This is a genomic window from uncultured Roseibium sp. (assembly GCF_947496995.1).
In the GTDB taxonomy this organism is placed as follows: Bacteria; Pseudomonadota; Alphaproteobacteria; order Rhizobiales; family Stappiaceae; genus Roseibium.
In genome coordinates this window covers 212,150-231,417 of sequence record NZ_CANMFD010000005.1, presented here as the reverse complement: position 1 = coordinate 231,417, position 19,268 = coordinate 212,150, and the positions used below count along the sequence as shown (strand labels likewise).

Annotated in this window: 16 protein-coding genes and 1 tRNA gene; 10 read left to right on the top strand and 7 right to left on the bottom strand. The window is 59.5% G+C overall.

Annotated elements, in window-relative coordinates:
- Window positions 1-553 precede the first annotated feature (553 nt).
- The 5 genes from Q1B40_RS20070 (at window position 554) to Q1B40_RS20050 (ending at window position 7,417) form a co-directional block, all read left to right on the top strand.
- Window positions 554-1,150, top strand: a complete 597-nt coding sequence (locus Q1B40_RS20070; protein WP_299818441.1) for a 4'-phosphopantetheinyl transferase superfamily protein — start codon at window positions 554-556, stop codon at window positions 1,148-1,150.
- Window positions 1,128-1,988, top strand: coding sequence for a thioesterase II family protein (locus Q1B40_RS20065; RefSeq protein WP_299818438.1), 861 nt, complete (start codon window positions 1,128-1,130; stop codon window positions 1,986-1,988). Before Q1B40_RS20070 ends, Q1B40_RS20065 begins: the two co-directional genes overlap by 23 nt.
- On the top strand, window positions 1,972-2,715 hold the full coding sequence (locus tag Q1B40_RS20060; RefSeq protein WP_299818435.1) for a YcjF family protein: 744 nt from the start codon (window positions 1,972-1,974) through the stop codon (window positions 2,713-2,715). Before Q1B40_RS20065 ends, Q1B40_RS20060 begins: the two co-directional genes overlap by 17 nt.
- A 396-nt stretch (window positions 2,716-3,111) precedes the next feature.
- Window positions 3,112-4,299: an efflux RND transporter periplasmic adaptor subunit gene (locus Q1B40_RS20055; protein WP_299818432.1), complete on the top strand. Its 1,188-nt coding sequence runs from the start codon at window positions 3,112-3,114 to the stop codon at window positions 4,297-4,299.
- Window positions 4,300-4,303: 4 nt separating this feature from the next.
- Window positions 4,304-7,417 carry a multidrug efflux RND transporter permease subunit gene (locus tag Q1B40_RS20050; RefSeq protein ID WP_299818429.1) on the top strand — a complete coding sequence of 1,038 codons (3,114 nt, stop codon included), beginning with the start codon at window positions 4,304-4,306 and terminating at the stop codon, window positions 7,415-7,417.
- 57 nt (window positions 7,418-7,474) lie between these two features.
- Here the strand turns inward: Q1B40_RS20050 and Q1B40_RS20045 are convergent, their stop codons facing one another.
- From Q1B40_RS20045 to Q1B40_RS20020, 6 genes are all read right to left on the bottom strand, one after another.
- A complete protein-coding gene (locus Q1B40_RS20045; protein ID WP_299818426.1) occupies window positions 7,475-7,903 on the bottom strand; it encodes a universal stress protein in 429 nt (142 codons plus the stop codon).
- Between the two features lie 16 nt (window positions 7,904-7,919).
- Window positions 7,920-10,550 carry a TRAP transporter permease gene (locus Q1B40_RS20040; RefSeq protein WP_299818423.1) on the bottom strand — a complete coding sequence of 877 codons (2,631 nt, stop codon included), beginning with the start codon at window positions 10,548-10,550 and terminating at the stop codon, window positions 7,920-7,922.
- Window positions 10,551-10,719: 169 nt separating this feature from the next.
- Entirely contained in the window at window positions 10,720-11,673 is a 954-nt protein-coding gene (locus Q1B40_RS20035; protein ID WP_299819121.1) for a TAXI family TRAP transporter solute-binding subunit, read from the bottom strand.
- A 131-nt stretch (window positions 11,674-11,804) separates the two neighbouring features.
- On the bottom strand, window positions 11,805-13,133 hold the full coding sequence (locus Q1B40_RS20030) for an aspartate aminotransferase family protein (protein ID WP_299818420.1): 1,329 nt from the start codon (window positions 13,131-13,133) through the stop codon (window positions 11,805-11,807).
- Window positions 13,130-14,038 carry a MurR/RpiR family transcriptional regulator gene (locus Q1B40_RS20025; protein ID WP_299818417.1) on the bottom strand — a complete coding sequence of 303 codons (909 nt, stop codon included), beginning with the start codon at window positions 14,036-14,038 and terminating at the stop codon, window positions 13,130-13,132. Before Q1B40_RS20025 ends, Q1B40_RS20030 begins: the two co-directional genes overlap by 4 nt.
- A gap of 269 nt (window positions 14,039-14,307) precedes the next feature.
- Window positions 14,308-14,382, bottom strand: a tRNA-Gly gene (locus Q1B40_RS20020).
- A gap of 337 nt (window positions 14,383-14,719) precedes the next feature.
- Between Q1B40_RS20020 and Q1B40_RS20015 the strand changes: the two genes are divergently transcribed.
- The 4 genes from Q1B40_RS20015 to Q1B40_RS20000 all read left to right on the top strand — a co-directional run bounded on the left by Q1B40_RS20015 (window position 14,720) and on the right by Q1B40_RS20000 (window position 17,411).
- Window positions 14,720-15,241: a prolyl-tRNA synthetase associated domain-containing protein gene (locus Q1B40_RS20015; protein ID WP_299818414.1), complete on the top strand. Its 522-nt coding sequence runs from the start codon at window positions 14,720-14,722 to the stop codon at window positions 15,239-15,241.
- Between the two features lie 127 nt (window positions 15,242-15,368).
- Window positions 15,369-16,364 carry a thioredoxin gene (gene trxA, locus Q1B40_RS20010; protein WP_299818411.1) on the top strand — a complete coding sequence of 332 codons (996 nt, stop codon included), beginning with the start codon at window positions 15,369-15,371 and terminating at the stop codon, window positions 16,362-16,364.
- A 100-nt stretch (window positions 16,365-16,464) separates the two neighbouring features.
- A complete protein-coding gene (locus Q1B40_RS20005) occupies window positions 16,465-17,142 on the top strand; it encodes an LON peptidase substrate-binding domain-containing protein (RefSeq protein WP_299818408.1) in 678 nt (225 codons plus the stop codon).
- 77 nt (window positions 17,143-17,219) lie between these two features.
- Window positions 17,220-17,411 carry a Trm112 family protein gene (locus tag Q1B40_RS20000; protein ID WP_068408002.1) on the top strand — a complete coding sequence of 64 codons (192 nt, stop codon included), beginning with the start codon at window positions 17,220-17,222 and terminating at the stop codon, window positions 17,409-17,411.
- 301 nt (window positions 17,412-17,712) lie between these two features.
- On the opposite strand, the gene Q1B40_RS19995 is transcribed toward Q1B40_RS20000, so the two are convergent.
- A complete protein-coding gene (locus tag Q1B40_RS19995) occupies window positions 17,713-18,009 on the bottom strand; it encodes a YggT family protein (RefSeq protein ID WP_299818405.1) in 297 nt (98 codons plus the stop codon).
- Window positions 18,010-18,224: 215 nt separating this feature from the next.
- Between Q1B40_RS19995 and Q1B40_RS19990 the strand changes: the two genes are divergently transcribed.
- Window positions 18,225-19,040 (top strand): MipA/OmpV family protein, encoded by an 816-nt coding sequence (locus tag Q1B40_RS19990; protein ID WP_299818400.1) that lies wholly within the window; start codon window positions 18,225-18,227, stop codon window positions 19,038-19,040.
- Window positions 19,041-19,268: the final 228 nt, after the last annotated feature.

The window sequence follows — 19,268 nt, the reverse complement described above, 5'->3', positions numbered from 1 at the left end:
CGGTTGTGGTGATTTGTCATAAGAGACCCGCACTGGTCCGGATTTCTGCAATTCGAGCCCCTGGCGATCAAGACGTGGGTTGCGGAAAGGCTTCTAGCGTGCAGCTATGAGAGACAATATTCCAGTTAAAACTGCATTATTGCTCTGAAATAGGCAAACATTGTAAGAAGTGTCAATATAAGATTGAAGGCCATCCAGAGAACACTTCGAAACACCTACCAATGGTTGTAAAATTATGGTCACAAGCTCGCGATCCGCAAAAGGAGGGAAAAAGAAAAATACACACGCTAATGCATTATTGAGAACCTCGCCGCGGTTTGGCAAGCCCTTGCACAACAACTCCGACATGAATTATGAGCCGGGATCCGGCTGGATTGAGCGTTTGCTTTCAGCGCCGCGGCTTTACCTCTGAGGGTCAGTATTTTCCAGGATGCGGGAGCGACGCTGGAGGAACGGGTCTTTGCAAATCCAATCATCAGATCTGCGCCGGTGCACCGGGTACGTCGAGGTCTTCAGAGCCCGATTTGAGGACCTGCCCGACGATTGCAGATCATTGAGCGAAGCGGAAATGGAACGGGCATCGCGGTTTGTACGACGGACAGATGCGGCGCGCTATCGCGCCGGCCGGTCTTGGGTACGCCGGAAAATTTCAGTCGCACTTGGCGTTTCCCCATCGGACCTTGCCATCTCCGCCGGTCCTCACGGCAAACCCGGACTGCAGGGCGACCCCATCGGTTTCAACGTGACCCATTCCAATGAGGAAATCTGGCTCGCCATCTCCGCTGGACCGGTCGGGATAGACTTCGAACCTTCACCCCGGGACGATCCGGCGACCCTGTATCGCCAGATCGCCGCGCCCGACGAATGGCGACAGGCTTGCGCCGCGGGAATAACCGAGGAGGGCTTACTTGTCCTGTGGACCGCGAAAGAAGCTGTGCTCAAACTCCTTGGCGCCGGCTTCATGACGGATCCTTGCTCGATATCGCTCGGCTCGCTCACCGGCACGAGGCCGGTGAGCGGAAAAATTGCCGGCCGATGGATCTCCGTCGCGCGCATCCCGGCCCCCACCGGATGCATGGCTCACGTCGCAACGTTCGGCAAACGCCTCGAGATGCGGCTTTACGATTATGAAAGCCCGGAGATATTCTGACGCCGAACATGACTTCTCAGATGACTTCTTAACCCGCCCCGGAAAGCTGCCGCCCGTGACCGCTATTGCCTCGACGAAAAGCCCATGGCTTCCCCGTGCCGAAAATCAGGGAGCGGCACCGTTGCGGCTCTTCGTACTGCCCTTTGCCGGAGGCGGCGTTGCCCAGTTCCAGGCGTTTTGCCGGGCCGCACCCGAGTGGCTCGACATTCAGCCGGTTCAACTGCCGGGCCGCGAGAACCGCATGTTTGAACCACCTGTCGAAAGTTTGGACGAACTTGTCGAGATCCTGCAGTCTGAGGTTGCACCCCATCTCGACAGGCCCTATGCGATTTTGGGATATTCCATGGGTAGCCGGATTTCCCTGGGACTCGTGCATGCGCTCGCCGCGGCAGGACAGCCTCTTCCTCTTCAGCTCATCGTCGCCGCCCACGCAGCTCCGGCACTGCCCTCCAGACTCCCGCAGATAGACACGCTCGATTCGGAAACCTTCTGGAATCTGATCGCGGGATACGAAGGTACGCCCGAGGAAGTGCTTTGCAATGATGAGTTGAAAACGCTGGTGGAGCCGACTTTGCGCGCCGATTTCAGCGTTGCGCGGCAGGCCGTGACCCGAACCTCCGCCCCGTTGGATGTTCCCATTCTCGCCTTAGCCGGACGCCACGATCCCTATGCCGGACCGGGCGACATGCAGTCCTGGAAAAATGAGACAAGCGGTTCATTTCACTTGCAAATCATTGACGGCGGGCACTTTTTTCTGCATTCGCATCTGCAGATATTTTCAAGCTGCGTGTTCGAGGCGCTGAAGCCGCTTTCACAACAGCATGGCGACCGGAAATAAAGCAGACGCGTTGGAATGGAATTGCATTCCGGAGTGTAATTCATCGGCATTTTTTACAATTTCAACGGGATTTTTATTGTCGTTTGGACGTTTTTCTTCTAGGTTTGCGCTGCTTTGCTCTTTTCTAAAGGAGCACATGTATCGGAAGCCGAATTGCTGGCCTTCCCACATGGCCGGTGCGACCGGCACACGACACAGTCACCCGCCGACGCGTTCGCTACAGGAAGATATAGATATGCCTGCCACCGAAACTGAAGAGCTTGATCGTGCCGACGAGGCACTCGCATTGACCAAACGTTACGCTGCCTTTGCCGGCGGTGCGGCGTTCATTCCGGTTCCTGTCCTGGATCTTGCAGCCATCGCAGCGCTGCAACTTAAGCTCGTAAAGGACATCTCCGACGTTTACGATGTCAAATTCAGTTCCAATGCCGGCAAAGCAGCGATCACCGCTCTCCTGTCGACGATCGTTCCGGTCGGAGCAGGCATCACCGCGGCGAGCTTGCTGAAGGCCATTCCGGTGCTTGGTACGGCTCTTGGTATCGCAAGTGCACCGCTGTTCGCCACTGCTGCAACCTATGCCGTAGGGCGCACCTTCACGATGCATTTCGAGTCCGGCGGCACGCTTCTGACTTTCGACGCCGAGAAGATGCGCGGTTTCTTCAAGAAGGAATACGAGGTCGCAACGAAATCCCGTTCTTCTTCCGCGGCGGCGTCAAAAGCATCCTGATGAAGTAACGGCGGGACATCCGCTGGACTGAAAATAAAATTCGATTTCGAGCCCGGCTGCCAACATCTGTAGCCGGGCTTTTTTATTGGCATTTCTAGCTAGACGTTCCAACAACCCGAGTGAGACCGGAATTCCGGTACAGGATCGATCTATCAAGTCTTCCGAAAGGATTTGAATTCACGCTCAAACATAACCGGGTGATTTGGAACAACTCCGAAGGTAGGCAGAAAGAGATGCCTGTTTGCCGGATCATCCGGGAAAAGAAAAATATCCAGGAATTGCTGTCGCGAAATCCCATCGATTCAATATTCCTTCACGAAAATTGCTTAGGAAGGGGACCACAATTCCTTCCAGGGTCGTAGGTCTCGTAATTCAGCAAACAGGGGTCGTGCAGATATGTTCGGAACGGTATGCAAGGAAACCGGCTGTGTGAGACTGTGGGTCGCCGCGGTTGTCAGCTTCGGACTGATGGCCCACGACGCCGTCTTCGCCCAGACCGACGCCCCTCCCATGGACGTCGGGACCGTGACCCTGACCAAGCAAGAGGTGCCACGCATCCTGAGCCTTCCCGGTCGCGCAATTGCATACCGGCAGGTCAGCATCCGACCGCGTGTCAGCGGGGTGGTCGAAAAAATCCTCTACGACCCGACCAAGGAAATTGCCGTCGGCGACCCTCTGTTCAAGCTGGACGATGACAGCTATGCGGCCTCGGTCGCCGAGGCAGAAGCGCAAGTCGCCACGGCCCAGGCAAACGCGACGGCTTCCAAGGCGTCTTATGAAAGATCGAAATCCCTGGAAGGGACGGCGACCTCCAAAGCTCAGGTCGAGAAGGCCCAGGCGACCATGGCCACGGACGCCGCCACCCTCAAGTCCGCGAAAGCCTCACTTGACTTCGCGCGCACGCAGCTCTCCTGGACGACAGTCAAGAGCCCCATCAAGGGCAGAGCCGACGTTGCGAGTGTTTCGGTCGGCGATCTCGTCGTCGGCTCGCAGTCCGATGCCATGACCATCGTCACGACGCTCGATCCCATCGAAGTGGTCATGCAGGAATCCAGCACGGTCATGTTGAAGCTGCGCGCCGAAGTGGAAGCCGGCACCTTGAAGATCACCGAGCGACTGAAGGCGAAGCTGACCCTGGAAAACGGCGAAGCCTTTGCCAGCGAAGGGAGCTTCGTGGCCGCGGGAACGACAGTGACCACCACGACCGGAACCTCGTCCCTCAGGTTCAGGTTCGAGAACCCCGGCAACAAGATCCTGCCCGGCATGTTCCTACGCGGCGATATCCAGATCGGTACGGTAGACGCTTTTCTTGTTCCCCAGAGAGCAGCCAAGCGCAGCAACACCGGGCTGCTGACGGCATTTATCGTCGACAAGGACGGCACTTCGAAACAAGTCCAGTTCACCGAAAAGGGTGTCTACGAGAACAACTGGGTCGTGGAAACGGAATTTGAGCCGGGCGACAAGGTTATTGTCGACGGCCTCGTGACAATGAGGCCGGGCGTGAAAGTCAACCCGGTGCCCGTGACCATCAATGCCGACGGACTGGTTCAGGACGACGCCTCGAAAACCAAGACGGAGAAATAGTCCGATGGCTTCCTTTTTTCTCCGGCGGCCCGTCTTTGCATGGGTCCTTGCGATCGTGACCATGCTGTTCGGCCTCTACGGCTTGAATTCCTTGCCGATTTCGCAATACCCCGAGATCGCGCCGACAACGGTCACGATCTCGGCAAACTATGCGGGCGCATCCGCGGAAGTTGTCGACAACTCCGTGACCTCCGTCATACAGAACGGCATGACCGGGCTCAGCGGCATGACCTACATGACCGCGAGTTCCTCCGAAGGATCGTCGAGCATCTCCCTGACCTTCGACGACAGTGTCGATCCGGAACTTGCACAGGTGCAGGTGCAGAACAAGCTGCAACTGGTCCAGGCGGGACTGCCTGCGCAGGTGATCAGCGCGGGTCTCACCGTCTCCCGGTCGAACTCGTCGATATTGCTTGTGGGTGCCCTCGTCTCCGAAGACGGCACCTATAACTCGGTTCAGCTGGGCAACATCCTGACATCCACGATCCAGAACACCGTCCAGAGAGTGGATGGTGTAGGATCCATCAACAGCTTCGGCACGCAGTTCGCGATGCGGATCTGGCTCAACCCGTATCTGCTCTACCGCTATCAGATCAGCCCCTCCGACGTGAGCCTCGCGGTGTCCGAGCAAAACACCAATGTCACGGTCGGGTCACTTGGCAGCCAGCCGGTCGTCAGGGGCCAGCAGATCACCATGTCGCTCACGGCGCAGTCGCAGCTTTCAACGGTACAGGATTTCGAGCGCATCCTTCTCAAGACCAACAAGGACGGCTCAAGCGTCTACCTGTCAGATGTCGCCAGAGTTGAACTGTCGGCCGAAAGTTTCGGAACCTCCAGCCGCTATAACGGCAAACCGGCGGCCGGCTTCGGCGTCAGCCTTGCGGACGGCGCGAACGCGGTGGAGACGGCGAAACGTGTCCGGGCCGCCACCAGGGAACTGTCTTCCGCCCTGCCGGAAGGGGTGACTGTCGAATATCCCTTCGACATCTCGCCCTTTGTTCAGGAATCCATAGATCAGGTCTATGAGACGCTGGGCGAAGCCATTGTGCTTGTGTCGCTCGTGACCCTTTTGTTTCTGCAAAGCTGGCGGGCAACCCTGATCCCGGCGGTCACGGTGCCGATCGTGCTCCTAGGAACCTTCGGCGTGCTGTCCATGCTCGGCATGTCGATCAACACCTTGACCATGTTCGCCATGGTTCTTGCCATCGGCCTTCTCGTGGACGACGCGATCGTCGTCGTCGAAAACGTCGAGCGGATCATGGAAGAAGAGGGCCTGAGCGCGCTCGAGGCCACCGAAAAAAGCATGAAGGACATATCCGGGGCTCTGGTCGGAATTGTCCTGGTTCTGTCTGCGGTGTTTCTTCCCATGGCCTTCATGGGCGGATCGACCGGCGTGATCTATTACCAGTTCTCGGTCACCATCATCACGGCGATGGTTCTGTCCCTATTCGTGGCTCTCGTTCTGACGCCAACCATGTGCGCGCAGCTGTTGAAGCCGCGGCACGGCAAACCGCGGGCCGCGCCGATACGGATGTTCAACACCGGCTTCGACCGGATGACAGATGGATATTGCGGCATTGTCGGCCGCCTGGCGCGCCGCCCGTTCAGCGCGATCGTCCTGGTTTTCGCGATCGGCTACGGCACCATGTGGATTTTCGACCGCCTCCCCTCGTCTTTCGTTCCCACCGAGGATCAGGGCGTGATGATGGCGATGGTGCAGTTGCCCGAAGGGGCCACGACCGAACAGACCGAACAGGCCGTTAAAGCGGTCGAGGAGTATCTGCTCGACAAGGAGGCCGATGTGGTGACCTCGGTGTTCGCCGCGCTCGGGTTCAGTTTCAGCGGCGTCAGCCAGAACAAGGCGCTGCTGTTCGTCAAGCTCAAGGGATACAAGGAACGACCCGGCGTCAGCGCAGCCACCATCAGCGCACGCGCGAATGCGGCATTCCTCGGCAACCGGATGGCCCAGGTCTATTTCCTGCTGCCTCCGGCGATCCAGGGCCTGGGATCGTCTTCCGGCTTCACGATGTACCTGACCGACCAGGCCGGAAACGGCATCGGAGCCTTGAGCGAAGCGGCCGACAAGCTGGTCGCCGCCGCCCAGACGGACAGCCGTGTCCTGGGTGTGCGCAGCAGCGACAACGCCAAACAGACCTCGTTGCGACTGAATATCGATCAGCAGAAGGCGGAATCCTACGGGCTTGCCCTGGCGGACATCAACGCAATGCTGACGACGGTCTTCGCAGGCGCCTACGTGAATGATTTCAGCCTCGGCAGCGATCAGCGCAAGGTTATCGTGCAGGGCGACGCCCCATGGCGCATGCAGCCGACGGATATCGATACCTGGTCGGCGCGCAACAGCGAAAACGAGATGGTGCCCTTCTCTGCCTTCGTGACCAAGGAATGGTCCGAAACCTACCCGGGTCTTGAGCGCTACGGTGACAGCCTGGCGCTGCAGATCTCGGGCGCCACCGCACCGGGGGTAAGTTCCGGTCAGGCCATGGACGCGATGGAAGAACTGGTCGGAAAGCTCGAGGGCGGCTACGGCTTTGCGTGGACGGGAATTTCCTATCAGGAGCGCCTTGCCGGCGATCAGCAGACAATCCTCTTTTCGCTGTCCGCGCTGATCGTGTTCCTTTGCCTGGCCGCTCTCTACGAAAGCTGGACGGTCCCCTTCTCGGTCATGCTGTGTGTCCCGGTGGGTCTTCTGGGCGCCATGCTGGCGACCTGGTATTTCGGCCAGTCGAATGATGTCTATTTCAAGGTCGGGCTTCTGACGATCATCGGACTGGCCTCACGAAACGCCATTCTGATTGTCGAGTTTGCGCAAACACTGCGCGCGCAAGGCACGGAACTGTACGAGGCCACCATCACGGCGGCTCGTCTGCGCTTGCGGCCGATCATCATGACATCCTTCGCCTTCGGGCTGGGAATCACGCCGCTGGTGCTTGCGACCGGAGCAGGCTCTCAGGCCCAGAAATCGATCGGTACGGGAATGCTCGGGGGGATCATCTTCTCGGCAATCCTTGGGATCCTGCTGGTGCCCGTCCTGTATGTCGCCGTCCTGAAGGCGGTGGGCCTCTTCCGCAGGCGCAAGACTGAAACCGTCACGACTTAGCATCCTTCCCGGCAGGATCAGTCATTCTGCCGGGAGGGGCTCTGAAGCCTCGTCAAATTAATGCCTCACGACGTAGACGGACTGGTTGGCATGGCGCACCACGCGCGCCGCGTTGGGGCCGAGCAGATAGTCGCCGAGGCCGGGCCTGTGGGCGCCGATCACGATGAGGTCGCAGTTCAGCTTGTCGGCGACACTCATGATCTCCGAATAGATAGAGCCATGGGCGATATGCCCTTTGACCTTGTCCGGAGACGCGGAATTTTCGGAAAGGAAATTCTTGAGAGCCATGAGCGCCCGCTCAAGAACCTTTTCTTCCTCTCCGGGACCGAAATAAGAGCCCACGATCGGCATGGAATACGTCGGCACCACGGTGACGATGTGAAGCTCGTCCTTGCGAAGACCGGCAAGCTCCTCCGCCGTCTTCAGAAGCTGCTTGGCGTCTTCAGCTTCGCCAAGGTCGAGCGATACGAGAATTTTTCCAGTCATTGAATTTCCCCCAATTCTAGAATGCCGGCACGGTCTGACGGCGGCGCTGCATCAGGATGACAAGTCCCAGCAGCAGCAATGCAGGAATGTAGAAGACTTCCTTCGCCATCCGTTCTGCGGGCAATTGCACTTTGGAAACCACAACGCTTTCGTCGCCGTAGTAGTCGTATCCCTGCAATTGGGTGAAATACGGTGTGCCGGGCAGCGGCTCTTCGAGGATTGTCTTGTCCCCGTCATCCATGACCGTCAGGCCAATCTTGAAGAGGCGGTCGGTGCCGTCGTCGGCTTTCGGCCCGAGTTCGAGCACCAGCGTCAGGTCCTCGATCTGGTCGGCATCGTCGAAATCCGGTCCCGAGACCACCATTCGAAGCGTGCCGCCGTCCTCGACCTGGCCGGCAAGCTGGACCAGGTCCGAACCCGGCCGGTCCACGTAAGGAGGCTGGACATAGTCGAGCCAGAACCCCGGGCGGAACAGCGTGAAGGCGACCAGAAGCAGGGCGAGGGTCTCCCATATCCGGCTTCTGGCAAGGAAATATCCTTGCGTCGCCGCCGCAAAGAGCATCATCGCCGTCACCCCGATGACGAAGATGAAGACCGCTTTCACCGGTCCGACGTCGATCAGCAGCAGTTCCGTGTTGAAGATGAAGAGGAACGGCAGAAGCGCCGTACGGATATCGTAGCTGAAGCCCTGGATACCGGTGCGGATCGGATCGCCTCCGGATATGGCCGCCGCGGCAAAAGCCGCAAGACCCACCGGAGGCGTGTCGTCGGCCAGGATGCCGAAATAGAACACGAACAGATGCACCGCGACCAGAGGAACGATCAGCCCGCTCTGCGCACCGACAGTGACGATCACGGGCGCCATCAGCGACGAGACCACGATGTAGTTCGCCGTTGTCGGCAGCCCCATCCCGAGGATCAGGCTCATGATCGCCACGAGGAAGAGCATCAGCATCAGGTTGCCGCCGGAGAGGAACTCGACGAATTCGCCGACCACCTGGTGTGCACCGGTCAGCGAGACCGTCCCGACGATGATGCCGGCGGCACCCGTAGCCACACCGATGCCGATCATGCTGCGGGCACCGGAGATCATCCCGTCGACGAAATCCCTGAACCCCTGCTTCCAGGCAGCACTCATTTCGCCGCTTGCCCGCAAGGCGGCTTTCAGCGGCCGCTGGGTGAGCACGATGGTGAGCATGGCGATGGTCGCCCAATAGGCGGATGTGGTCGGCGACAGGCGCTCGATCAGGATGCACCAGATCAGGATGACGATGGGCAGCAGGAAGTAGAACCCGGTGACGGCCACGTCCCATGCCCTCGGCAATTCCTCGATCGGAGCATTCGGGTCGTCCATCTCCAGATCCGGATGCCGGGAAGCAACCACGGCCAGGAAGATATAGGCGGCAAGGCAGATGAGAGCTGCAGCGGTGAATGTCAGGTTCGGGAACACCACCTTGATCCAGCCGAGGCCGTAATAGACCACGGCGGCAAGCACGCACATGGCGATGAAGCCGAAGAGAACGCCGGAAAGCCGCCGCGCCAGTGTTGCGGTAATCGTCGGGCGCTTCATGCCTTCCAGGCCCAGCTTCAGGGCTTCCAGATGCACGATATAGACGAGCGCTATGTAGGAAATCACCGCCGGCAGGAAGGCATGCTTGATGAGTTCGGGATAGGAAATTCCGGTGAATTCGGAAATCAGGAACGCCGCGGCACCCATCACCGGCGGAGTAAGCTGGCCGTTGGTGGAAGAAGCGACTTCGACCGCGCCCGCCTTCTCGGGCGAAAACCCGGTGCGCTTCATCAGCGGAATGGTGAAGGTGCCGGTGGTCACCACATTGGCGATGGAAGACCCGGAGTAGAGACCGGACAGGGCCGAGGCAACCACGGCTGCCTTGGCCGGACCGCCGCGCAGATGGCCGAGCAGGGAAAAGGCAAGCTTGATGAAATAGTTGCCCGCGCCGGCTTTTTCCAACAGCGAGCCGAAAAGCACGAACAGAAAGATCATCGAGGCGGAAACACCGAGGGCCACACCGAAGACGCCCTCCGACTGCATCCAGTAGTGCCACATGGCCTTGCCCAGGGAAGCCCCTTTCCACTGGATCGCATCCGGCATGAACGAGGCATGGCCGAAGAAGACGTAGAAGACGAAAACGGAGGCGACAATCACCAGCGGCAGGCCGAGAGAGCGGTAGACGGCGATGCCGAGGCTGATCATGCCCATGATCGAAAAGACGAGATCGGCAGTGGTCGGCAGGCCGGCGCGGTTGGCGATTTCTTCCTTGAAGACAAAAAGATAGATACAGGACGAGGCGCCGAGAATGGCCAGCACCCAGTCGTAAAGAGGGACACGGTCACGCGGCGACGACTTGAAAAGCGGATAGGCCAGCATCGCCAGCGCAAGGGCGAACGCCAGGTGGAACTGCCGCGCTTCCTGGTTGTTGAATACGACGTTGACCCCGGTCAACTCGGTCAGGACGTAAGGAACATTCGAGGCGATATAGATCTGGAAGGTGGACCAGACGAACGCCAGCGCCAGTATGAACTTGCCTGCCGCTCCAGCCGCTGACCGGGCACCGGTCTCGACCTCGGCGACCATCATATCTACATCGACGTCTTTATCGCGCCGGGTATTGTCTTCAGCTGACATTCCAAGTCCCTCCGCTTGCGTTCCGGCGACCGGAACGCGCTTCCCCGCAAAGCCGGGTAGCCCACCCGGCATCCGGCCCCCGCCGGAAGTGGTCTCGAGAGACCGTAATCTTATGTTTTAAAAGACAAAAGCCGGGCAGGAGGAACCTGCCCGGCGTATGAGCGGAAGATCACATCCAGCCGCGTTCCGTGTAGTATTTCACGGCACCCGGATGAAGCGGAGCGGACAGGCCGTCCTTGATCATTTCTTCTTCCTTCAGGTTGGCGAAAGCCGGATGCAGCTTCTTGAAGGCATCGAAATTGTCAAAGACCGCCTTGACGACGGTGTAGACGACCTCGTCGGACACATCGGAGGAGGAGATGAAGGTGGCGCCGACGCCGAAGGTGGTCACATCATTGTCGGTGCCCCTGTACATGCCGCCCGGAATGGTGGCCACGCGGTAGTAGGGGTTGTCCGAGACGAGTTTCTCGATCGGCTCGCCCGACACCGAAACGATCTCGACATCGCAGGTGGTCGCAGCTTCCGTGATGGCTGCTGCCGGATGCCCGACGGTGTAGATCATCGCATCGATCTTGCCGTCGCAGATCGCCTGGGCCATTTCGGAGCCTTTGAGCTCCGCCGCCAGGGCAAGGTCATCCATGGTCATGCCGAAGGCATCCATGACGACTTCCATCGTGGCGCGCTGGCCGGACCCGGCGTTGCCGACATTGACTTTCTTGCCCTTGATGTCCGCGAAGCCGGTGATACCGGAGCCTTTGCGGGCGATCAGGGTGAAGGGCTCGGGATGAACGGAGAACACCGAGCGTTCCTTCTCGAAGGGCCCCTGGTCCTCGAACTTGGAGGTGCCGTGATAGGCATGATACTGCCAGTCGGACTGGGCAACGCCGAATTCAAGTTCGCCGGCACGCACGGTGTTGATGTTATAGACCGACCCGCCTGTCGATTCCGCCGAGCAACGGATGCCGTGATCCTTGCGGTCCTTGTTCACCAGGCGGCAGATTGCCCCGCCGGTCGGATAGTAGACGCCGGTGACACCGCCGGTTCCGATGGAAATATATTCTTCCGCGGTCGCTGCCGACGCGCTCATACCCAGAGCGAAAGCCCCGGCGATTACGGAGTACATGAGTTTCATAGGTTTCCCCTGTTCTTATGGTTTCGGGCGCGGTTCCTCCTCGCCCCCTGAGCACAGCCCTCGCAGGCTGTGAAAGACTTTGCTGCAACCACTCTATGCGAAAATTTACGCAAGGACACCCTCTAGATCGGCTGCAGCGCCGCATCGACTGCAGCGCCGAGGCGGTCAACGATTGTTTCGATATCTGTCCTCGTCGCGATGAAAGGCGGCGCGATCAGCACGTGATCCCCGTTCCGGCCGTCGATCGTGCCTCCCATCGGATAGACCATCAAACCCCGCTGCATGGCCTCGCGCTTGATGCGTGCGTGGATCTTGAGCGCCGGATCAAACGGCGCCTTTGTTTCCTTGTTCTCGACAAGCTCGATCGCCTGGAACAGCCCCCGGCCGCGAATGTCTCCAACGCGTGGATCCCGCCCGAAACGCTGTCCCAGACAATCCGTCAGATGCGCTCCCATGGCCCTGACATTCGCAAGGAGGTTGTCGCGCCGAATGATGTCCTGCACCGCAAGCCCGGCTGCCGCCGCCATCGGGTGGCCCATATAGGTGTGCCCGTGCTGAAAGAACCCGCTGCCCTGTTCGAAAGCCTGGAAGATCTTTCCGCTGAGCAGCACCGCCCCGATCGGCTGATAGCCGCCGCCGAGGCCCTTGGCGATGACCAGGAGATCCGGACTGACGCCTTCCTGCTCGCAGGCATGCAGCGTGCCCGTGCGGCCCATGCCGCACATGACCTCGTCCAGGATCAGCAGGACACCGTAGCGGTCGCAGATCTCGCGGATCTTGCGGAAATACCCCGGCGCCGGAGGCACCGCGCCGCTGGTGGCGCCGACGACCGGCTCGGCCACGAACGCCATCACCTGGTCTGCGCCCAGCTCCAGGATCTGGTCTTCCAGTTCCCCGGCCGCGCGGGCGCCATAATTCTCAGGGCTCTCGCCTTCATGCTGATGACGGTAGGCATAACAGGGCGCAATGTGGTGGGTTTCGATGAGCAGCGGGCTGAACTGCGTCCGCCGCAGGGCGTTGCCGCCCGCCGCGAGCGCTCCCAGCGTGTTGCCGTGATAGCTCTGGCGGCGGGCAATCACATGCCGGCGCCCCGGCTGGCCGGTTTCCACGAAATACTGGCGCGCCATCTTCAGGGCCGCCTCCATGGCCTCCGACCCGCCGCTGACCAGATAGGCCTTTTCCAGGCCCTCGGGGGCTTCCTCGATCAGCCGGTCGGCCAGCGCCTCGGCCACCTCCGTCGTGAAGAAACCCGTATGGGCATAGGCCATGGCGTCCAGTTGCGCGTGAAGCGCCTTCAGGACATCCGGGTGACCGTGACCGAGACTGGAGACCGCTGCGCCCCCCGAAGCATCGAGATAGGCGTTCCCGTCCCGGTCATAGATGTAAACGCCCTTACCGCGGGCGGCGACCGGAAGGTCGGACTGGATGGATCGGTGAAGGAGATGCGTCATTGGATTTCTTTTGATGGGGTCGCGGTGGGATGGGGCCGTGTCGTTGCATGCGTGCCGAGGCTCGCATGATAGGAATCCACCTGCCTGAGTGCTTCCAGTGTCTCTTTTTCTCCCTGACCGGCGACCAGAACGGCCAGGATTTCTGCAAGCAAAAAGGCAGGTGTCATCGAATGGTAGAAGGAGGGGCTCTCCGTTGTCGTGGCGATCGTTATGGTGGCCCGCTTGGCCAGCGGCGAGACAGGACTGTCCGTCAGGGCGACGACCGGCACGCCCTGCTTGTGTGCGTAATCGACGATATCCAGTGTCAGCTGGGTATAGGGCGTGACGGTGACGGCAAAGAGCACGTCCTCCTTGCCCGCGAACCTGATCCGGTCCGACCCGGTGTTGGCGATGTCGTCCAGCAGGACCGACTTGTCGCCGACAAGCGACAGGATGTAGTTGAGCTGCCAGGCGATCGGGTGGCTGGCGCGCAGGCCAAGACAATAAACACGCCGGGCACCGGCAAGAAGCGTCGCGGCGTCGCTCAGGCGGACAAGCTGCTCTGCAGCAGACAAGGATTGAAGTTGTCGGGTGACCGAAGCGACGATCTTCGCCGCGAGCGCCTGGTCGCCGCCGAGATCCTGCAGACGCTGCTGATCGCGCGCCTTGCCCTCGAAACTGGTTGCCGGATTTCGCATGGCGTCCGCATAGGCGTCCCGCACCGGATCGAAACCTTCAAACCCGAGCTGCTTCGCCAGCCGCATCATGGTGGAGGGCTGGACCCCGGCCCGGCGGGCCTGCTCCCGCATGGACAGAAGCGCCACATCGCGCGGATTATCGAGCACGAACCGCGCGGCTTTTCTAACTTCGGCGGAATAACCGTCAAAGGAATTGATTATCACATCTGCAAGCGGCGGCGTCTCCATGGATCAAATCCTAACGCCTTTTCCGCTTCTTGCAACATTTGTTTCATTAAAGCTAATAAAAACACAAATGATGCATCACAAGAGCTGCATGGACTGCTTTTTGCACCCAAGCACTTTTGTACCGGGATACGATTGGGCAGCAGGGCACACTTGCCAGAGCAGAACTCTGAGCACCTTGCCCGTCGGATGCAGTGAAAAGCAGTGTTAAGAGGAGAGGTTTTGCGGCAACAAAAAAGGACCCGGGATTTCTCCCAGGCCCTTTTGAAATCTGGAGCGGGCGATGGGATTCGAACCCACGACCCCAACCTTGGCAAGGTTGTGCTCTACCCCTGAGCTACGCCCGCACAGCGACCTGACCGCCTGGGAAGTAAGGCCCCGGCGTCGGTGGCGCTGTATATGAACCAAGCCGGGACGGATTGCAACACCGAATCTGCAGAATTTTTCAGTCCTGTCTTTTTGTGGATTTCCTGTGCTCCACTCCTCGGAAAAACCACGGAATTCAGCACTATAGTCTGCCAATTCGCCCTTGTGGCGCAATGCGGAAACGCGCTAGATCAGGCTGTTTTCATGCAATGCCATGAAAAACGCAAAACCTGTTCGATTTTAAAGGACTGGAGCTTGCCCGGGGCCGGGAGCCGAACGGAGCAAGCTTCCGCCCTTACCAGGACCTGGGAAAACAGCATGCCGGCAAGCCGCGAAGACCTGATGAGCTTTTTCGGGGATCTCGATATCGAAGTGACCACGGTCGATCACGAGCCTGTCTTCACCGTGGCGGAATCCGGCGATCTGCATGAACGCATTCCCGGCGGGCATACCAAGAACCTGTTCGTGAAGGACAAGAAGGGCCGCCTGTTCCTGATCGTGGCCCTGCACGATGCGCAGATAGACCTGAAGAAGATCCACCAGATCATTGGCGCCCAGGGGCGCGTGTCTTTCGGCAATGCGGATCTTCTCATGGAGGTGCTGGGTGTGGAACCGGGATCGGTGACACCCTTCTCGCTGATCAACGACCGGGACGCACAGCGGGTCACCCCGGTATTCGACGCGGCAATGATGCAGCACAATGTTCTCAACTTTCATCCGCTCAAGAATGATGCGACCACATCCATTCAGGCGGACGACCTGATGAAATTCGCCGGTGCCTGCGGTCATTCCGCCCGCGTCCTCGCGGTCAGCGAAGAGGCGGTGGCGGCCGGCTTGTGAAGGCCGTGCACCGGGCGTTTGTAATTCGGGTGCATCGGCTCCATGTTATGAGCCAAATCGACCCTTTGACGGTTACCACTTTCGGTCCGGGCGCGGCAGACACGGACCACAGAAACGAGGCGGACAGATGAGCAACGGCAATTACACCATGGGCGGCCAGATCGGCGGCGGTTTCGGTGGCAGCATGGGTGGCGGCTACGGCGGACCGACGGGCGGACAGGGCGCGTCCGGAGGCGGCGGCGCTCCCGCGGGCGGCGATCTGGTTTTCGACGTCACCACCGAGACCTTCATGGCGGACGTCATGGAAGCCTCCCGTCATCAGGTCGTGCTGGTGGATTTCTGGGCGCCCTGGTGCGGCCCCTGCAAGCAGTTGACACCGATCATCGAAGCCGAGGTGAAGGCCGCCGGCGGCAGGGTCAAGCTTGCCAAGATGAATATCGACGAAAACCCCGAGGTCCCCGGCCAGATGGGCATCCAGTCGATTCCGGCGGTTGTCGCCTTCAAGGACGGCCAGCCGGTCGACGGTTTCATGGGCGCGCAGCAGGAAAGCCAGGTCAAGGCCTTCATCGAGAAGGTCGCCGGCCCGGCCCCCGTGAACCAGGCTGAGCTGCATCTTGAACAGGCGGAAGAACTGCTCGCCGCCGGAGACTTCGCCCAGGCAGCCCAGCACTTCGGGGCCGTCATGCAGATGGAACCGGACAACACCAGGGCCATTGCGGGCCTCGCCCAGTGTTATCTGGCCGCCGGCGAACCGGAGCGCGCCAAACAGGCCCTCGAGCTTGTGCCTGAGGAAAAGCGTTCCGAAGAGGCCTATATCGCCGCGAAGACGGCGCTCGATCTGGCCGAACAGGCGGCTTCTCTTGGCGATCTGGCCGACCTTCAGGACCGGATCGAAAAAGATCCGCTCGATCTTCAGGCCCGGTTCGACCTGGCTCTCGGGCTGAACGGCAAGGGCGACAAGAACGGCGCTGTGGATCAGCTTATCGAGATTGTCCGCCGCGACCGGGAATGGAAAGAGGACGGTGCCCGCACGCAGCTGCTGCAGTTCTTTGAAGCCTGGGGCTTCAAGGACCCGGCCAGCGCCTATGGCCGACGCAAGCTCTCGGCGGTGCTGTTTTCTTGACGATTACCGATCAAGCCACACATTAGGTCATGGACAGTCTGGCGCATCAGAAGGTGCGCAGACACCGGATCCTCATGAAGACGACAGGAAAGGCAGGGAAATGCAGGCGGGAAATGCCATTTACGAAACGATCGCGGATCTGCCGCCGATCCTCCCCGTATTTCCCTTGCCCGGTGCCCTGCTTCTCCCCAGAACCCAGTTGCCGCTGAACATCTTCGAACAGCGCTATATCGACATGGTCGATGCAGCCCTGGGAGGAAACAGGCTGATCGGTGTGGTCCAGCCGTCTCCGGACAGCAATGCCGACGACCAAGACAACCCGGTGCTGGCGAGCGTCGGCTGCGTCGGCCGCCTGACCAGCTTTCAGGAGACCGGCGACGGGCGATATCTCATCACCCTTCAGGGCGTCACCCGCTTCGCCCTCGGCAAGGAGAAGAGCTCATATTCCGGCTTCCGTCAGGTGGAATGCGACTTCGCGCCCTTCGCCCATGATCTCAAATGCGGCGAAGGCGAGGAAGACGTCGACCGGCATGGCCTGTTGAAGACCCTGCGCGACTATCTCGACGCCAACAATCTGGAAGCCGACTGGCGCAGCGTTTCGGAAGCCGAAACGGAAGTCCTGGTGAACGCGCTTTGCATGATGTGCCCTTATGGCCCCCAGGAAAAACAGGCCCTTCTGGAAGCCCGCGACCTGAAGACCCGCGCCGAAACCCTTATCGCCATTACCGAGATGGACCTCGCCAAATCCCAGAACGACGGCGGATCCACATTGCAGTAGCACCCCCGGCTTTGCCGGGATGCGATCCCGCAGGCGGGCAGGGTGAAGCAGGCACGTACGACAGAAAGACCGATCCCATGACCGAACCCGCGGAACGCCCTGTAGACAGGAAGCTTCTTGAACTCCTCGTCTGCCCGCTGACTAAGTCGACACTGGAATATGACGCGCAGAAGCAGGAACTGGTTTCCCGCTCGGCGAGGCTTGCCTACCCGATCCGCAACGGCATCCCCATCATGCTGCCGGACGAGGCCCGCAAGCTGGAAGACTAGACCAGCAACAAGAAATCCTCGGGCCCAGCCTTCCGGCAAAGGTCTGCCTCATGTCGTCACCAGCTCTGCTGAGCCCCATGCTCACTGCAAAGTCGAAAATTCCCTGAATTCACTCCGTCGTTGCAGGGCTTGACCCTGCTATCCATGCCGCGACCTCTGATCAAGCCAGGCTGGAATGCGGGAGAACGCAGCAGCATGGATGCCATGGTCGAGCCATGGCATGACGAATAAAGAATTGTAAACAAACGTAAAGCCCGGACCAGATGGCCCGGGCTTTGTTCATTAACTGACTTTCAGGGGATCAATATCCGGCGAACAGCGGCATCAGATTGATGATGATGATCTGGCGGAGGAAAATGATCAGCAGCAGCAGGATCACCGGGGAGATATCGACCCCTCCCAGATCCGGCAAAAACCGGCGGATCGGCCGAAGAGCCGGCTCCGTCAGATTGTAGAGAACTCGGCCGATCGCGTTGATGACCTGATTGTTCGAATTGACGATATTGAAGGCAAAGAGCCACGAGAAGATCGCAGAGGCAATGATCACGTATGTGTAGAGTTCAAGTGCGATAAGAATGACGTTGAAAAGGGCTGTCATGGTCTCTTCCGTTGCCGTTCAGGATCTGTCCTGATCCTCATGTAGCCGCAAGACGGAAAAGCTGCAAGGCGCGGCATCTTTTAACGCCGGTTTGTTTGCCATCCGATCTCCCTGAAAAAGCGTCCAGATGCGCAAATGCAACAGTTCTACACAACCTTGATTCCTTAGGCTTTCTATAACCCCTACTCGTGCTATTGTCCGATCAACGGATTCCAATGGATGTGATCATAATGATGAAGCTGTTGTCGCGCGCCGCACTGGCCCTTTCCTTGAGCGCCATGTCTGGAGCCGCCTTGGCGGAAAGTGGCCAGCTCTCCACCGAGGACGCAAACAAGCAGTTTGTGATCGATCTCGGCATCGGCGCGATGGTCAAACCGCGTTACGAAGCTTCGGACAGCTATCTGGTCTATCCTTTTCCGATCATCTCAGTCGGCCGTTTCTATGTTCCGGGTTTCGGCCAGGTAAACGACGGCAAGCGCAGGACCGGACCGTTCCTCTATCCGGCCTTCAATTTCATCGGCGAACGCAAGGCCAGCGACAGCGCGGATCTTCGCGGAACCAAAACAGTGGACTGGGCGCTTGAGCTCGGGCTTGGCGGCGGATATCGCACCGAACACTTCCGTGCTTTCGCGGAACTGCGTCAGGGCATCAACGGTCATACCGGCCAGGTCGGGCAGCTCGGCCTCGACGGGATCATCTATCCGCATGAAAAATGGGAAGTCAGCTTCGGCCCGCGTGCCGATTTTGCTTCCGGCGAATACATGGACACCTATTTCGGGGTCACCGCCTCTGAAGCCGCCAACAGCGGCGGACGCCTGACCGCCTACAGCCCCAGCGCCGGCTTCAAGAGCCTTGGTGTTGCGGCCCGTGCCAGTTACGACTGGAACGACGATGTCCGTCTCCACCTTCAGGGCGGCTACGACCGTCTGATTGGTGATGCCGCCGACAGCCCGATTGCCGAAGGCGGGAGCGAGAACCAGTTCAGCGTCGGCGTCGGTGTCAGCTACCGCTTCGCATTCGACCTGTTCTAGAGCATATCGCGGTCAAGCGGATTGATGGTTCAAGGAAGACGCCCGAGGCAGCGTTTGCATTGCAAATGCGTTCGGGCGAATTTCTGAATTCAATTTAACGCGACATGTTTCTGGAAAACAGCGCTGTTCAGCAAATGCCTTGAGAACCGCCGGATAAGGTTTCAATTGGAACCGGTCAGCGAAAACGCGTGACAACGTCTCAAACCTGAATGGCGTCCCGGACTTCCA